19 protein-coding genes are annotated in these 14994 nt (G+C 47.6%); 1 reads left to right on the top strand and 18 read right to left on the bottom strand.

Annotated elements, in window-relative coordinates; all coding sequences use genetic code 11:
• Nucleotide 1 precedes the first annotated feature (1 nt).
• The 18 genes from BN2106_RS15500 to BN2106_RS15965 all read right to left on the bottom strand — a co-directional run bounded on the left by BN2106_RS15500 (nt 2) and on the right by BN2106_RS15965 (nt 14377).
• Nucleotides 2-1228 (bottom strand): Kelch repeat-containing protein, encoded by a 1227-nt coding sequence (locus tag BN2106_RS15500; protein WP_074017373.1) that lies wholly within the window; start codon nt 1226-1228, stop codon nt 2-4.
• A 40-nt stretch (nt 1229-1268) separates the two neighbouring features.
• Nucleotides 1269-2588, bottom strand: a complete 1320-nt coding sequence (locus BN2106_RS01870) for a hypothetical protein (protein WP_050696871.1) — start codon at nt 2586-2588, stop codon at nt 1269-1271.
• Entirely contained in the window at nt 2588-3139 is a 552-nt protein-coding gene (locus BN2106_RS01865; protein WP_050696870.1) for a hypothetical protein, read from the bottom strand. Before BN2106_RS01865 ends, BN2106_RS01870 begins: the two co-directional genes overlap by 1 nt.
• Nucleotides 3120-3710 (bottom strand): putative phage tail protein, encoded by a 591-nt coding sequence (locus tag BN2106_RS01860; protein WP_050696869.1) that lies wholly within the window; start codon nt 3708-3710, stop codon nt 3120-3122. Before BN2106_RS01860 ends, BN2106_RS01865 begins: the two co-directional genes overlap by 20 nt.
• Nucleotides 3707-4972 (bottom strand): baseplate J/gp47 family protein, encoded by a 1266-nt coding sequence (locus tag BN2106_RS01855; RefSeq protein ID WP_050696868.1) that lies wholly within the window; start codon nt 4970-4972, stop codon nt 3707-3709. The genes BN2106_RS01860 and BN2106_RS01855 overlap by 4 nt, the downstream gene beginning before the upstream one ends.
• Nucleotides 4965-5429, bottom strand: coding sequence for a DUF2634 domain-containing protein (locus BN2106_RS01850; RefSeq protein ID WP_050696867.1), 465 nt, complete (start codon nt 5427-5429; stop codon nt 4965-4967). Before BN2106_RS01850 ends, BN2106_RS01855 begins: the two co-directional genes overlap by 8 nt.
• A complete protein-coding gene (locus BN2106_RS01845) occupies nt 5426-5692 on the bottom strand; it encodes a DUF2577 family protein (protein ID WP_050696866.1) in 267 nt (88 codons plus the stop codon). Before BN2106_RS01845 ends, BN2106_RS01850 begins: the two co-directional genes overlap by 4 nt.
• Nucleotides 5693-5709: 17 nt before the next feature.
• Complete coding sequence (locus BN2106_RS01840; protein WP_050696865.1) at nt 5710-6702, bottom strand: XkdQ/YqbQ family protein; 993 nt, start codon at nt 6700-6702, stop codon at nt 5710-5712.
• A 13-nt stretch (nt 6703-6715) separates the two neighbouring features.
• On the bottom strand, nt 6716-7357 hold the full coding sequence (locus BN2106_RS01835) for a LysM peptidoglycan-binding domain-containing protein (protein WP_050696864.1): 642 nt from the start codon (nt 7355-7357) through the stop codon (nt 6716-6718).
• Nucleotides 7358-7384: 27 nt separating this feature from the next.
• A complete protein-coding gene (locus BN2106_RS01830) occupies nt 7385-8755 on the bottom strand; it encodes a hypothetical protein (RefSeq protein WP_154666384.1) in 1371 nt (456 codons plus the stop codon).
• A 141-nt stretch (nt 8756-8896) separates the two neighbouring features.
• Nucleotides 8897-9268 (bottom strand): phage tail assembly chaperone, encoded by a 372-nt coding sequence (locus BN2106_RS01825; protein ID WP_050696862.1) that lies wholly within the window; start codon nt 9266-9268, stop codon nt 8897-8899.
• A 1-nt stretch (nt 9269) separates the two neighbouring features.
• The gene (locus tag BN2106_RS01820) at nt 9270-9704 is read right to left on the bottom strand and encodes a phage tail tube protein (protein ID WP_050696861.1); all 435 of its coding nucleotides are present in this window, start codon (nt 9702-9704) and stop codon (nt 9270-9272) included.
• Between the two features lie 14 nt (nt 9705-9718).
• Nucleotides 9719-10852 (bottom strand): phage tail sheath C-terminal domain-containing protein, encoded by a 1134-nt coding sequence (locus BN2106_RS01815; RefSeq protein WP_050696860.1) that lies wholly within the window; start codon nt 10850-10852, stop codon nt 9719-9721.
• A gap of 48 nt (nt 10853-10900) precedes the next feature.
• Nucleotides 10901-11356 carry a phage tail terminator family protein gene (locus tag BN2106_RS01810; protein WP_050696859.1) on the bottom strand — a complete coding sequence of 152 codons (456 nt, stop codon included), beginning with the start codon at nt 11354-11356 and terminating at the stop codon, nt 10901-10903.
• A 28-nt stretch (nt 11357-11384) separates the two neighbouring features.
• Nucleotides 11385-11969, bottom strand: a complete 585-nt coding sequence (locus tag BN2106_RS01805) for a hypothetical protein (RefSeq protein WP_050696858.1) — start codon at nt 11967-11969, stop codon at nt 11385-11387.
• Nucleotides 11966-12259, bottom strand: coding sequence for a head-tail connector protein (locus BN2106_RS01800; RefSeq protein ID WP_050696857.1), 294 nt, complete (start codon nt 12257-12259; stop codon nt 11966-11968). The genes BN2106_RS01805 and BN2106_RS01800 overlap by 4 nt, the downstream gene beginning before the upstream one ends.
• 400 nt (nt 12260-12659) lie before the next feature.
• The gene (locus BN2106_RS01795) at nt 12660-14120 is read right to left on the bottom strand and encodes a WG repeat-containing protein (RefSeq protein ID WP_050696856.1); all 1461 of its coding nucleotides are present in this window, start codon (nt 14118-14120) and stop codon (nt 12660-12662) included.
• 80 nt (nt 14121-14200) lie between these two features.
• On the bottom strand, nt 14201-14377 hold the full coding sequence (locus BN2106_RS15965) for a hypothetical protein (RefSeq protein WP_154666382.1): 177 nt from the start codon (nt 14375-14377) through the stop codon (nt 14201-14203).
• 183 nt (nt 14378-14560) lie between these two features.
• On the opposite strand from BN2106_RS15965, the gene BN2106_RS01790 reads away from it, so the two are divergent.
• Nucleotides 14561-14899: a helix-turn-helix domain-containing protein gene (locus BN2106_RS01790; protein ID WP_050696855.1), complete on the top strand. Its 339-nt coding sequence runs from the start codon at nt 14561-14563 to the stop codon at nt 14897-14899.
• Nucleotides 14900-14994: the final 95 nt, after the last annotated feature.

Below are 14994 nucleotides of genomic sequence, written 5' to 3'. Positions count from 1 at the left end.
TTTATTTCTCCTCTCGAATTAGATTCCAACTTTCACCATCGCCGCAGTATACGGCGGGGAAGGTGACTTTTCCGTTGATATATAGCATTGCGTCTTTAAAATAAGTGGGGTGCCAGCTCATTTGATGATTTTCCATCAGAGAAGCATAGTGCGAGGTGTCTTTGGGGAGGTAGTAGATGACGACGGTTGGATCGTCGTTGTATTGCTTGGAGGTGAGGGAAAGGCAGTCCGCAACGCCAGTATAATCTTGAGTATCATATTCCCCACCAAAGATATAAATTCTGTCTTTAACACAAGCACATGAAGGGTTAGACCTTCCCAAGGATAAGTTACCAATTTCTCTATATGTATCCGTTAATATGTTATATGAAAGGACAGTGCTTACATACCTACCACCAATAATATAAATATTCTCGCCCACACTTACACAGGACATTCCATAGCAAATTTCTGGCAGTTCGGCCAATGTTCTTTTAGTGTCTGTTTCAGGAAGATAAGCATACGCGTCCTTATAACTGGAGTATTTGTCTCCAGATTTTCGGTCTCCTCCGAAATAAAAAATTTCGCCCCCAATGGCGGTACAAGCAAACCGCCTTCTGCTAATCCCTATATTTATCTCTGAATAAGTGTTTAATGTAGTGTTATATACTAAGGAAGAAGAGTTTGGAGAATTGGATGAAGTTTCTCCTCCTATAAGGTAAATTTTATCTCCTATAACGCCACAACCACCTTGATACCGTGCTTTTGGCATAGAAGCTATGGACTTCTTTATATTGGTGGTAGGATCGTACATGAGAGCATCAGAAAAATAGTCGCTGCCTCCACTATAAGACATTCCACCAAATATATAAATTTTGTTATTACTAGTGGCACAACATGCGGTTGCCCTACTAGTAGATATACCTGCAGAACGATATGTATTAGTAGTTGGATTGTATATTTTGGAGTCAGAAGTAGTTGTGTTATAGGTAACTTGTCCTCCGATAATATATATTTCATCGTTGACAACGGTACAACATGCTCCAGTTCTTGCTGGAGTCAATTCTTTTATTGGAGATGGAAGAATCCACTGTTCCTCAGACCATACGCTTGTATCAAATACAACTTTTTTAGGAGAAACATACTCACTGGTTTTTAACCAAATTCCCTGTTCTTTTTCTGGTGCGTTTGGTTGACAGAAAACATTTAGCTTTGTATTACTTCCACCTGTTTGAATGATATTCGCCATTCAATTTCCTCCTTTTGCCTTTTAAAAGATAAACAGAGAATCAATTTTTAACTCTTCTCCAACTTTCCCCATCTCCTATATAGGTTGGATATTCCTGATATTCATTTTGATTGTACAACCACACATTTCCAAAAAATCCACGAAGATATACGTTGTCTTCAGGATCGCTGCATAATATGGCATCATAAGTAGGACTGTCTTCGATAGCAACCGTTTTATTTTCTAAAACGGTTTTTGTTAGATCAAAGGCTGTTATGTTCATATCGTCAGCGTTTGACGACTCTTCAGAGTAGTAGGCTCCAGGAAAAATGAGGACTTGGTCCAAGTTTGCATACATAGAGCAGAAACTGTATTGGTGCGGATCATCGTGAGCTAATTGTTGGAATGATTTAGACTCAATATTAAATAGAAATGTCCGTTTTTCTATCAAGCTCATTATAGTGATTAATATTTGATTACCTGCCACACAAATTTGTGGTTCGCTGGTATATGGAGTTGGGTAAGGAAAGGTTTTTACCGTTTTTGTAATGGTGTTGTATTCCAACAATTCTGTTGCTCGTGCAAAGTATAAACAATTTCCAAATATAGCAATACACCCTTGTGATACGTTTACTTCCGGAATTGTAGCAACTTGCGAAAATTGAGGAGTAAAGCCATTTAATACGACTTTGTATAATGTTGTAGATTTGTAATCAGAGGGTATGCTCCAAATTTGTGCGCCGCTAAGTGCATAAATTTCTTGCCTGACTGTTCCAATAATAAAGTAGTTAAAAGGGATCGCATTTGAGTAATCCGTAGATCTTTCTATTTCATTACCATTTTTATCGTATTTAATAGCAAGACTGGATCTGGTTCTCAATGAACCAGATGAAGTTAAACTTTGAAAGTTACAATAAGCATAAAAGTAATCGTTGTATTCAAATACATTAAAACCACAACTTTCACGTGAAGTATCAGTTCCGCTGCTTTCTGAAAAAATATTTTTCTTTGAGAAAGTGCGCTTATTTGTATCATAAAAAGTAAGGGTTGTATATAAGCCTACAGTGTCCCTACTGTTAGCATAATATTCAGCTCCAGAAAATATTACACAATTGTTACCAATCAGAGGTCTCCAACAAAAACGATTATAGTAGTTTGAACTCGTATGCCCCTGATTCATTATGATTGACTTATTTCCAGTTGCACCCATGAACCTTCCTACTTGAGCAAAATATTTACTTGTTTTAAATGCGAGCATACTAACGCTTTCCGGAGACTGAATCCAAATTCCATCTTTGCTTTCCGGTTCTGTAGGTCTGCAAAATACATTAAGCTTCAAGCGCTTTTTTCCACTGCTGTTAGAGTGGACAATGTTCGCCATCAGGTATCACCTCTTATAATGACGCGAATAGGGATATTCCGATCCGGTTTATAGCCCCACGCCTTCAGCGTAATAGATCCAGACGACTGTCCGCCATCCTGAATATTAGCCGCCTGCAAAGCGTTCAGTTCCTCTTCTGTGATATTCACATCAGGCAGAATATCCTGATTGCTGGACGTTGTCACACCCTCGACCGAAAGCGTATACGTAAACGGCGGTTCGCTTCCAATCCACTCAGTGGAAATTAAATTCTCCTTCAAAGTCGTGGACGGCGCGCTCCAATACGGTGCGCCCGCGGTGTTTTGACGAAGAAACGATCTGGCTTTCGACGGATACGAAAGCTGCGTCAGCGCCGTGGAAGTAGACGGATAGATCAGACGCGATGCCGACCAGCTTGTCTTTCCCGTACCGCCGCGCGATACCATTACGGTATTGGCGTTCAGCTTCATCTGCGTGTCGATTTTTTCCAGATTTTTATTGTAATCCTCTATATTATAAAAATCCGTTTCCAAGGGCTGTTTTAATTTATAATTACTGGTTTCTGGTGCCATTGATTTCACCCTTTCTGATTTGTTGGTGTTCGTATCGATGGAGTGCCTGATGCGTCCATTTTGCCTGTGCAATTTCCCTGTGCGTCAGATACCGAATATCATAGGTATACTGCAAATGCGCGGGCTTGATCTCGTCAATCGCGGCGGAAAGATCGTCCAGCAGCGGTGGGACGCCGATGTCCCCGAATTGAATGATAAAACTGCTGGTTTCCGGATGCTCTTGAATTGTAATCATACCATTGACAAAACTTTCTGCCAGATTTTGAATCATGTCCTTTGTCGTCGTGCCCTTCCCGCGCATTTTACTCAAAATTCTGGAGCGCCGGTCCTTTTCGCTTTTGGATAAGTCCGTATCTAGCCCATAGAGCTTTTCCCAAAGCTTCAGCCCCCATGTGGAGGTGTTCACCAGAAGCTGCTGTACGAAGCTGTCGCCCGGCTGTTCCTCCAGCTCTTTCCCGATGCCCCAGGATTCCTGCGCCACAGCAAAGGCTGGGTCGATTGCGTCCTGGATTTTTTCGGTTTCCGTCTCGCCGTTATTTTGGTAATAGTCCGGCAAAAGCTGTTTCATCATGTCATTTCACCTGCCGGTTCTACATAGGGGTCCACATCGACGTTTCCGAGCACCGGGACTTCGTTTTCCGCAAAGAGGATGTTTTTTGCCTCCGCGTCGCCGGCGGCATATGTACTGGGCGCACTGGACACGCCGCTGATTTGCAGGTCTCCGATGTCCTTGACGCCGTTAACGTTCAGCAGAAGATTCACCACATGGTTATAGCGCAGGGACTTCTCCTTGAATGCGATCTTTTTAATATAATCTTCCATCGCGGTGCAGAAATCGTCGTGCACTTGATCAACGGTCGCCAATCCCAAAAGCTCTACTTTCACGCTGATGTCGATCCGCTTGGTTGCGGCGCTGAGAACGTTTACGTTTACGCCGATTGGACGGCAGGCGTCGATGTGCTTCCAGCAGTTTTGCAGAATCACGTCGTCGGTGACCGGCCTTTTATCCGGCCCAATGACATAGACGGAAATCTGCGGCAGTGGAATGTCCCTTTTCTCATAGACTGTACTTCCGCTTCCGTTTGTCGTCTTGACATAGATCGGATCGACTTCCGCATACTGCGCCGCGCCGGTGCTGCCCGTGTCGCGATACAGATGCATGTGTTCCTCCACGACTTTTGCGTCACCTATGCCCGGAACCTCCGTCGCCCACTGCTGATAGTGGGATGCGTTGCCGCTCGTGCCTGGATCGCGCAGCCGCTTGTAGAGACGTTCCACGAGATCCTTGTCCGACTCCGGGTCGTCCGTGCCGCCTGCCACTGCTTTTTCATTGGTAATGCTCTGTACCGTGATCCCCGTCAGCGCGGTCTGCAATTGTGTGATTGTGCCGGGTTCCACGTTGTAGGCGGTTCCAGTTTGTTCCGCCTCGACATTCACCAGAGCAGTCCCGTTTTTGATGGTGACCGCTTCTGTGGAATAGTACCGTCTGCGTTTGCCCGCATTTTCTTCATTGGTCTCAAAGCAGGTGTTTACAGGCACCTGCCGGCTTTCTGAAGCTGCTGAGCAGGTCAGTTTGACATAGCCGGACGCCTTCTGCGGCTCCTTGCGCGTGATGCCGTATTCCGCGCAGCGCCGGTCAATGTATGCACCGGAGGTTTCGTCCACAAAGGCGATCGGAATCAACTCGTTCATCGTGTCGTAAAGCTTCCAGATTTCATAGGCGACAGGGCTGACCAGATCGCTGGTATAGCTGCCCTCGCGTTTATCCAGCTCGTTCGACATGCCCGCCAGGATTTGTTCCCGGATATTTTCCGGCGTTTTTTCTTCAAACATGGATATCACCTCCCATTTGTATATCGCCGTAGACGGTTTTGATCCGGCATGTGATATGCAGGATATCCGCCGCATAACGGCCTGTTACGGGTTCCTCTTCATTTTTGCCAAAAGAAACGTCCAGCTCCTCCACGCCAGCGATGTAGGGATTCACCAGCAGGCTTTCGCGGATATACCGCATCGCCTCGGCGCGCTTCAGGGCTTCCGTATAGGGCTGCCCGATCAGGGCCGCCAGCTCGCAGCCGTAGTTCCAGGTGTAGATTTTATACCGGAACCGCTCCGTGTGCAGGGTCTTCCACGCCCAGGTCAGGACGGCTTCCTCGCGCTCCACGATCACCGGATTTTTATCCTGAAACACCGGCTTGTTTGCGGCGAAATCCCATTTGACCTCCCGATAAATCGGAAGTTCGTTCTGCACCTCCACGGTTGGCGGCTGGATGATTGGAAAAAGGGTCATGCGCCCACCACCTTACATAGTACATAGAACAGCTGCTGATCTCCGCGCGGCGTCATCAAGACGGTGTCGCCCAATCGGAGAGCGTCGTCGCCGCGCAGCAGCGCGTTCACTTTCACGTCATTTTGATCCAGTTCAATATTACCCATTTTGATTTTCAGCGGAGCCGCGCTGGTGACGGTTCCCGTCACGTTGGCCGGAATGCGCTGTTCCGCGATTTCCTGCCGGATTGCCTGCCAAAATGAGGAATACGGGTTGTCTTCCATGGTTTTCCCTCCGCTCTTTATTTTTTATCTTCCGGTTTGCTTCCGGCCTCGACTTCATCCATCATGCTCTGGAAGTTGACCACCAGCTGATTTTTGTAGATGCCGTCTTTCCAGGTATGGAGGTCGGATTCAATATAGAACAGGCCGGAAAGTCCGGTGTACGGTTCCTTTACAATGACCGCATCGCCTGTCAAGCTGTTCACGTCGCCCAGACAGTCCAGCGTCACCTTTTGGGATACGCCGTTTTCCGCCAAAAGCTTTTCCGCCTTTTCCTTGGCGTTTCCGTCCTTGCTCTGAGACAGATAGTCCTGCATCAGGCCGTACAATTTGATGTACTGGTCGTTGGAAACCTGCCCCGTCTCCTTGTCGTTCTCATCGCGGATCGAAATTTTGTTGATCATGTTTTCGATGCTCTCGGAGCAGGAGGCCTGCAGCAGGTTCGCGCCGCCCTCGATCACCAATTTGTTGCCGGCCGCGCTTTTTTCCAGAACGTTCAATTTCCCGCCGGAAAACCGGATGAAATACTGTTTTTTGGTTTTGGCGGCCGCCAGTGTATAGGCGGTTTGGATCATCTCATACAGAGAGCATCCGGAGAAAATGCGGGATAGCGTTACCCCCGGCTGGACAAGCTGCCCCACCGGCACCTCAAATTCCGCGCAGATTTTTTTCGCGATCGCGTCCGGCGTCTCATTTGTAAATTTGAAGGACGCTTTGTTGCGGTTGAGATAGTATCCCCGGTCGTAGCAGTGGATGGAAATCGCGCTGTCGCCCGTCCCTTTTTGGCGGGAGAATATGTAGCCCTGGAACAGTTCCTTTCCGTCGAGGGAGAAGGTTACCGCATCGCCCAGCTCACAGGTGACTTTTGGCAGGTTGGCGTCGTCCGGCGTGGAAACCAGGTCGACTTCCAGAATGCGCGTACATTGCCGGTATTCTCCGGACCACTCCACGGAAGCAATCATCTGGCTGAGGTCGTATAATTTGTTTTCATGCGTTACAAGAAGCTTTAACATGCGTCTCGCCTCCTTACAGTTTGGATTTGTCCGGCAGCTGCAGCGTCTTTCCCGCGTAGATCAGATTGGGGTTTTTAATGCCGTTGTAACTGGCGACTTTTGTGTAGAGCGCCTTGGAACCGTCTCCGTAAAACTCCCTGCAAATCGCGCTCAGCGTGTCGCCCGTTTTAACGGTGTAGGTTTTCGCCGCCGCGGGCGGCGTTTCCACCCGGCGTTCCTCTGTTTTGGCCGCCTGCTCCGTCTTCACAATCTTCGGCAGGCGATATTCCCGCAGAGAAAGCGTCGCGTATACGTCGTTGGTGCCGTCCCGCTCCCCGTATTCAATGCTCTCCACCAACACCTCCATGTTGACCGGCGTGTCGGAGACGACGAACCGCAGAGGTGTGTGGTTGTCCGCGCACTGCTCAAAGAACTGCACATAGGCATACGGCGTCTGCGCGGTGCCACTGGTGAAGGGGTAGCTTTTCCCGGGAAACAGGCACTGGATGGACAACGTCGCCAGCGCGCCGCCGCCCGCCAGATTCAGGTCCCCCAGCGTGTACATGTCCACCGTTTCAACCTTCACGCCGTGGCGGATGGTGAAGCTCTCCGGGGTGACAGGCAGGGCCAGTTCCTGTTGGGTTTTAGAGTCTTTAAAAATAAATTTTCTAAGCATTTACTAATCTCCCATAATTGAGTGACATTATGAAGCAGAATGTATCAACTTTCTATTGCGTGCTATTTGTTCTGCTTGTTGAGCAGTTGTATTATGTGCATCATTAATAGTAATGTAGTAAGTGGATTGAGAGTCCTTAAATGCCTTTATTAAAGCCTCTAAATCTTTTATTGTTAAAGGTTTTGGTGCTTCGCGTATCAAATCATTCATAAGACTTTTGGGATCATATTTAACAGTAGGAGTAAAATTATTGTCTCCACTGTTGGAATAAGAGACTCCAGTTGTATATGATGATCCATACGCTTTAGTAGTCCCCGATTGATAAAGATAAGATCCTTTAGGATTCTTTAAACTATACTCACCTTGATAAAATCTATTAGAGGCTCCTGAAGCTGTGGACAGTAGCATTTTATCTAATTTGTCGTCGTCACGCCATATTTCAGGATTTATACTTGCATATTGTTGGAATAAATCAACCATATTCGCGTCTAAGTTTCTCTCCATTGACATATTATGTGAATGTTGAAATTCCAATTCGCCGATTTGTTCTGCCGCCTCTTTCATCCTTATCTGTTCAGCAAGTGTTGCTTTTTTAAATTCATCACTATTTATGACCTTAGAAATTCTGTTGCTTATCGTTTTTTTTCTTTCTTTTAATAGTTCTGCCTCTTTTTTTCCTTGTGCTTGCTCTAACGTCTTTAAAATTTCTTCATCTTCGGAAGAAAAATAGTTATCATTGGTGCCTAGTTCGTCAATGTATGCTTGACCTTTTGCCTTCGCAATTCTATCTTCTTGTGTTAAGTCGGTTCTATTTTTATCGTTTACAAGATCAATCCCATACTCTGTTAAGCTGCTCCTTTGCTTTGTCACGGAACTGTAAAAAGTTTCAGAAAGATTTCGAAACTTATTGTTCTTTTCTTGCTCCGTTTGTGTATATGACTTTATCATACTACTAAATATGCCTAATGCTAAACCAGCAACTCCATGTTTAATACTTTTTGCAGCTATTCCTACAGAGAAAGCCGTCGACATTCCTTCTGCTACTCCATTTCCCACGTAACGTGAAAATGTTTTTCCATAAGGTCCTTCTAGAGCGGTCTCCATGTAACTACCAATATTATTAAAATATGAGCTAAAGACAGTTCTTAAAGCAGTTTTGTCCTTTATAAGGAGATCTAGTTTTTCTGGAAGAGTATATCCTTCCTTTCCAGAACCAGTTGGAATGCTGTTTGAAGTATCTGCGGAGGGCGGTGGAAGAGGGCCTACAAATGGTTGTGTATTATTAAAATTTGATAATGAAGTGTTTCCCGAGGGGGAAAGGGATGTACTTGTAGTTGCGGGCAACATGGGATAGGTTGCTCCAGAGGGTAATGAAGGAAGATACGAATATCCTGCCATGTTATCTCCTCCTTTCCATATCTTTTTCAAAAAAGGCCCTTATTACAGCCTTTTCCCCCGCGGGCAGGCTGTAATAAGAACCGGGCAGTATGTTTTTTTCCAGGAACAGATAGTACATCAGCTGTACTTCCGCGTCTTCATTTATTTTTTTTTAACCTCTTCCACGGTGTTCTGGCGGAAGCCGCTCAGCTTTTCGATCTCGCGGCCCAGGTCCTCCACCTCGCCGGGCAGAAGCATCGCCTTTACCAGCTCCACCGGCGTGGCGGCGCGGTACTTCTCCAGCAGCTCCTTCGACTTCAGGTCGGGGGAGGTCACGCCCGCCAATACGATGTGGACGCTCATGTTTTCGCCCTTGCAGGTCTCACGAATGTCCGCCACACGGCTGTAGGACAGCGCCTTGAGGGAGAAGATCACGTCCGCGCCGCAGAGCTCGCTCAGGCGCTTCATCTTAAATTCTTTCTCCGGCACGCCGGGCAATTCCGTTTTCAGCAGCAGGTCCAATGTATTGCTCATCTTATTCCGCCTCCGGGATCATATCGAGATAATCGTAGTCGGTGAAGGTAAACGGCGCATCCACCTTACCGGTTACGCCCGCTTCCCAGTCCGCCAGCATCAGGTCGTCAAAGGAGACGCCGTTCGCCACCACGCGTTCCGCGCCGTAGGCGTCCGGGTCGTCCAGTTTGGAGATGATTGTAAAGCGGACGTCTTCGCCGTTCTTCATGCTGTTGCCGATCTTGCGCGCCATACGGCTGGAAGTCTTGTACAGCTTTACGGTGCCGGAGCAGTCCATGCCGGTGATCTTTTTGTCCGTGGCCATCATGCCGCAGCGCTTGATATCCTCTTTTTTAAACGAAACCTTGAGCTGCATGCCGTAGCATTCCGCTACATATTCGTTGTCCAGCCAAACCTCGCCCCAGGTGCCGGAAATTACTCTTTTTGCACTTTCCATGGTGTAAATCCTCCTTAAATTGCAATCTGCAGATCGATGTCCTCGATCGCATCCAGAATTTTAATGCTTGCCGCCAGGAATACCTTGTCCTTCGTGTTGGCGTTGCGCAGCTCCTGCTCACTCAGCTCGGAGACGTCCACGCCGGTGCTCTGGAGGTACGCGGACTGCGCGTCCATGTCGATGTCCACGACGCTCTTGCCCGGGTCCAGAATGCCCTCCTGCTCCAGCTGGGTGAAATAGCCCTTGATCGCGGTGATCAGCAGGCATTTGTTGTCGTAGCTGTTGGCGTACTTGCCGATGTAGTTGTCCTGCGCGGTCATGCGGATGTCGCTCTGGATCATATCCACCGCTTCCACAATCTTAATCTTTTTGAACTCCTCGCCGTGGCCCTCGCTTGTGGCGTTCAGGGAGTTGACGCCCCTGCCGACCTTGACCTTGCGGCCGTCGTGCATCAGGATGAACTTGCCTGCGTCGATGGCTGTATCCATATCTTCCTGGGACAAACGCGCAATGTCCTCCACCTCGGAGAGCGGCGCATAGGTACAGGAAATGTTCATCGGAGTGCCCGCCAGAAGGCCCGCAATACGGCTGCAATACTGGCCCGCGCTGAAGGTTTCCCGATGATCCGGATCACTGGCAGTCGGCGCATGGACCACAATGCCTTCTGTTGCAAAGTTGATCACGCCGTCGCTGTTGGCGGCCATGTTCGGCAGCACGGCCTTCACCGTGCGGTTGTTGCTTCTCTGTGCTTTCACCCAATCGGAGAGTATGCGCGAGGTCAAAGAGCCGCTTTCAGATACGCCAAGGTCCGGCGGCCCGGCCAGATAGTCAAAGGTCTGCGTCGCCAAAACATCCAGTGCGTCCTGGAAGTTTGCTGCGCCATTTTTCATCGCGTAAACCAGCACCTTGCTCGGCTTGTTCACATAGCCGAGGAACGCGTTTTCAATATACTTCTGGTTGGTCATACCGGTTTCGCTGCTGCCGGCTTTCAGCTCAGTCGGAATATCATTTGCGCTGGTCAGCGTATACAGCTTGCCGGTGGCGTTCGTGCCGCCCTTTACGATCAGCGCCACAACACCCTTCTGCGAGCGCTGCACAGCGGATACCCCCTGTGTTTTAAATGCGATATGAATATTGGGAAGTCCCATTTGTAAATTCCTCCTGTTAATATATATTTGTTACGTGTTGCCCGGATTTTAAAACGACATGTTCGTATGGATTTCCTGCATTTTCTCCGCCGGACCGCCGCCGTCTTTCGGAAGCGGCCGGTCGTCGAAGTAGTCGAAGGTCAAATCGAGCTTGACCCAGTCTTCGCCCCGCTCTCCTTTGCCCAATTGGACCGGCAGTGCGCGGTCCTTCAGGCGCAGATAGCCGGAGGCAAAGAGCGACTGCATTTGGTCTTGCACAGCCAGCAGTTCTTCCGTGTCGCTGGCCGCGTAGTCGTCCAGAGTCCCATAGTAAGTCACTGCGAATTGAGAAGTCTTTTTCACGCTGACGCGCGTCGCCGGCTGCTGCTCTTCGGAGATGAACTCGATCAGGAAGCAGGGCCGCTGGAACTGGGCCGGACAGCGCCCGATATAGAAAAAGCATTCCCCGTGCGCGTCCGCCAGCAGGCGGTTAAGCTGCTCCAGAATCTGTGCGCTCGTTGTCATGGTTTCACCCCCTTTCCGGTGTCCCCTGTCACTGCTCCCGCTGGATGGTCAGATCATAGACGTCGCGGTCGGGGCGCATGGTGTACGATGCCGCCACCGTGTAATGCGTGCGGCCGATTCGTACCAGGTCGCCGGGCAGAAGCGCTTCCCGCTTCGGGGTGGTCAGCTGGCAGGCCTGCCGGCTTGCTGTCTGCGGCATGGAGCGCGTGTATACCGGTTCTTTTTCTTCCAGATAACCGGGGAATACCGCGATTTCCCGCATGGTTGTCACCGGCCGGTTCAGCTCGCCTTTTTCCACCTGCGGCCGCATAGCCGCACACAGCTTGGGTTCCGCCATCCGCACCAGCGCCCGGCTGTACTGTTTCCCCACCGGCGCGACGTCCAGCACCATGCCCCGCTTACCGTTCCATTCGACCGGTGTGCAGGGCGCCAGTGCCCGGCGTCGCATGGTCATCGCCACTTCTTCCAGCTCCGGATTGTCCCCGCACGGACAGCGCGGGGGGAGTGTTTCTGCCTTAACCCAAAGCTGCGCCGTGGTTTCCCACCGGAGGTCTTCGCCGCTGCCTGCGGCAGAAAGCAATGTAACCTTGTCTCTCAGCTCTCCCGCGTTCAAGTGGTCCCCACCTCCGGCTTTACCGTGTGCAGGTCCAGGATCTTCTGTACCACCGGATTCATCGTGCTGCCTGCCGCCGTCATCTGCCGGTTGTCGTACAGATCAGAGCAAACCGTCAGGATCGCCGCGGTCAGGTCTTCGGAATCGTCCAGCTGATCCTCCCGCAGGCCGGTGTAACGGATGACAAACGCCTTGGCCGCAGACAAAAAGATTTCCAGGGTCTGGTCGTTTTCTTCCTCGGCGCGCAGATACTGCTTTACGGTATCCAGCGTGATGTTGCTTGCGCGCATTTTCCTGCCTCCTTTTCATTATTGAATCTTTATAAGATACACCAAGGGTAAAAAATAAAATATGTGGACAGAACAACGGAATCTATCTTTGCGTTCAAAGTCGATGCTTTGCCGAAGACACGAGAGAAACCCTGCGCACTAAGAAAAAATATTGCAGAAGTATCGTGAAATCCTGCATCGATAAAGGTTCGTGCTCTTCCGAGGTGAAAAATGTTTGCAAAAACTCATTTGCTGATGTCTCTTATTAAGATACAACTAGTATAGCACATATGTTCTGAATGTCAACAGGAATCTTTTCTGGGATTTCTCCTTAAATAGTCGCTTTATTCCATGAAAACAGCCGCCCTGCAAAATGCAAGGCGGCCATATGTACGTCCGGGAAAAGGAAACAGCAGTTATTTTAAGCCTTTGCCTGGTTCTTGACAACATAAACTTCGTTTTCGGTTTCTCCCTCTATGATAAAACAGCACACTTCATTAGAAATAACATACTCCAGTACAGGTTTCCCTAAAAAGCTGTCTTTGGTTACATTCCCAAAGTCAACGACGATTTCCCCGTTGGGAGTTAACAGGGCGTTCTCTCCATCGACGTTTTCCAACAGCCACCAATGTTCGCCTTCCTCTAATTTTTGTATACCATAATATCGTTCAGAATTTTTATAAGGTGCTTCGGTGCTTGCAATTTTCCAAGTGTCATTGCTATAGTATAGAGCTTTGTTACCAATAAATTGAGGTTGTTCGCTGGGAGATATAAATATGAGATCGAAAGATGCAATTTCTTCTATAATTTCTCCCTTTTCATTTATAACTGCAAGGTACATCGTGGGGTCTGTATCTGTATCTTCCTTAAAGAATGTAACAAGTGCTTTTCCATCTTTAAAATCACTAAATTGGCGGTATGTTATCGAGGGGTCAGTTTTCGGGAAAGGCTTCTGCGATTTAATTTGCTCAACTAATTCTGGATGAGAGTTTCCGGATAAATCTAATATTGTATGGATTCCCGTTTTTGTTTGTAATCCCGTGTTTTCCTGCTCATCCACTTTTTTTAGATAACTTTCGATTTTAAGGTATGTTTCTCCCTGTAGGTTCAATACAGAAGCGTTTATGAGTTGAAATCCGGTAGATTCGTTCCGTATTTGATTATAAGGTGCTTTTACTTTGGCAAATTCTTTTCCTTGCAGGTCAAGTAAAACAATATATACTTGATCTGCACTATCTAAAACAACACAGCAAAAGAAATTTTTTCCAGAAGAACTTACATATGCGTCTTTATACACTGAAAGCGCTTCCGTAGGATCAACGGTGTTAATAATTTTTCCTTCTTTCGATATGAAATATATAGTGGATATTTCATCCGATTTGATTCCGGAGAATGTGCCTCTATCTAAGTCATAGATTAAAGAATTATATTCCGGTTCAATTAAAACCTTTCCATTCAAATCCACAACACTGGATTTCCCGTCGTATGTAGCATGGACAAATGGACAGGTCTCTGCACCGGCCCGATCAAACTTCAATTCATCATAGGTGAAATCAATCACGGTTTTTCCCTCCGGATCCAAAAGGCCGTAAAGCCGGCCGTCGGATTTTGTTACAATAAAGTACCCGTTGGAGTAGTCTTCGATATGGTATTCCTTTGGAATCGTCACCATTTTGTCATAGAACTCAGATACGGGTTCCGCGGGCGGAATGGGTGATCCCATCGGTTCGGTGGATGAAGGCTCGCCACCAGAGGATAAATCCGACTGTGCGGTTCCCTGCCCGGAATCCGGATTGCCTGTTTGGACTTCGATTTCCTGTGCGCCGCATGCGGTGGTTGCCACCAACAGAGCGGCCAGCAGGATTCCCAATACTTTCTTCAATGTTCTTCCTCCTTGCATTTTGCGATACTCCCCTTTGTGAATGTTCTATATATAAAAATTGCCCTGTGAAACAGGGTTTTTTATAGGGACTTGTCCTTTGAACAACCACCGGGCTGAGCCGGTTTTATCTTGTCTGAAGTTTGACAGAAAAGGAGGGTGTTGATCGTATTTATAATTTGGAATTGATTTGCAGGCGTCAGTTTTTCAGCCAACGATTGAATTTCTATCGCAGTTTTATAAGTAGTATCTTCCTTCATTTTATGATTCTCCCTTGACGGCTTCATTACAAATTTTTATGTTATGGTGACTGTACGATTACAATATAACATTTTAAGATGCATGTGTCAATACACATATACAAGTGTATATGACTATATAAAGACATTCTGTGTTGACATAATCATTTTTGTCTGATATGATAAAACTGAGGTGATCATACCGTGACATTTGCCGATAAATTAAAGCTGATACGAAAAGCAAATAACCTGACGCAGGCGGAATTTGCAGACTCCATAGGGATTTCGCGGGGGAATCTATCCGGACTTGAATTGGGAAAGGTGACGCCCACCCCTCTGTTCATCAACTGTGTGTCGCTCACATACCATATCGACAGGAATTGGCTTGTCGACGACGGCAATGACGACTTGAGCGCGCTGAATGGAGTGACTAACATGGCGTCTTTAATTGCGGAAAAATACGAACAGCTGGACAACAAATATAAGAAGTTTGTGGAAAATCAAATCCTTCAGTTGCTGGAAATGCAAAAGGGGGAAAAGTAAAGTCCCTGCTGTTTGTAAACGGGATCTTTTGGGCATAAGAAAACAAGGACGAAGCTCTCAGAAAACAGAGCTTCGTCCTTGTTTTGTTTGATTTG

This window comes from Anaeromassilibacillus senegalensis (assembly GCF_001261775.1).
Classification (GTDB): domain Bacteria; phylum Bacillota; class Clostridia; order Oscillospirales; family Acutalibacteraceae; genus Anaeromassilibacillus; species Anaeromassilibacillus senegalensis.
The sequence above is the reverse complement of the archived record's forward strand: the minus strand, read 5'-3'. Positions and strand labels throughout refer to the sequence as shown.

Coding starts and splice junctions, on each gene's coding strand:
- BN2106_RS01835 (WP_050696864.1), bottom strand. CDS start 7,357: ATGCTTAGAAAATTTATTTTTAAAGACTCTAAAACCCAACAGGAACTG.
- BN2106_RS01830 (WP_154666384.1), bottom strand. CDS start 8,755: ATGGCAGGATATTCGTATCTTCCTTCATTACCCTCTGGAGCAACCTAT.
- BN2106_RS01865 (WP_050696870.1), bottom strand. CDS start 3,139: ATGGCACCAGAAACCAGTAATTATAAATTAAAACAGCCCTTGGAAACG.
- BN2106_RS15965 (WP_154666382.1), bottom strand. CDS start 14,377: ATGAAGGAAGATACTACTTATAAAACTGCGATAGAAATTCAATCGTTG.
- BN2106_RS01850 (WP_050696867.1), bottom strand. CDS start 5,429: ATGACCCTTTTTCCAATCATCCAGCCGCCAACCGTGGAGGTGCAGAAC.
- BN2106_RS01870 (WP_050696871.1), bottom strand. CDS start 2,588: ATGGCGAACATTGTCCACTCTAACAGCAGTGGAAAAAAGCGCTTGAAG.
- BN2106_RS01845 (WP_050696866.1), bottom strand. CDS start 5,692: ATGGAAGACAACCCGTATTCCTCATTTTGGCAGGCAATCCGGCAGGAA.
- BN2106_RS01855 (WP_050696868.1), bottom strand. CDS start 4,972: ATGTTTGAAGAAAAAACGCCGGAAAATATCCGGGAACAAATCCTGGCG.
- BN2106_RS01800 (WP_050696857.1), bottom strand. CDS start 12,259: ATGCGCGCAAGCAACATCACGCTGGATACCGTAAAGCAGTATCTGCGC.
- BN2106_RS01840 (WP_050696865.1), bottom strand. CDS start 6,702: ATGTTAAAGCTTCTTGTAACGCATGAAAACAAATTATACGACCTCAGC.
- BN2106_RS01820 (WP_050696861.1), bottom strand. CDS start 9,704: ATGGAAAGTGCAAAAAGAGTAATTTCCGGCACCTGGGGCGAGGTTTGG.
- BN2106_RS01825 (WP_050696862.1), bottom strand. CDS start 9,268: ATGAGCAATACATTGGACCTGCTGCTGAAAACGGAATTGCCCGGCGTG.
- BN2106_RS01810 (WP_050696859.1), bottom strand. CDS start 11,356: ATGACAACGAGCGCACAGATTCTGGAGCAGCTTAACCGCCTGCTGGCG.
- BN2106_RS01860 (WP_050696869.1), bottom strand. CDS start 3,710: ATGATGAAACAGCTTTTGCCGGACTATTACCAAAATAACGGCGAGACG.
- BN2106_RS01815 (WP_050696860.1), bottom strand. CDS start 10,852: ATGGGACTTCCCAATATTCATATCGCATTTAAAACACAGGGGGTATCC.
- BN2106_RS15500 (WP_074017373.1), bottom strand. CDS start 1,228: ATGGCGAATATCATTCAAACAGGTGGAAGTAATACAAAGCTAAATGTT.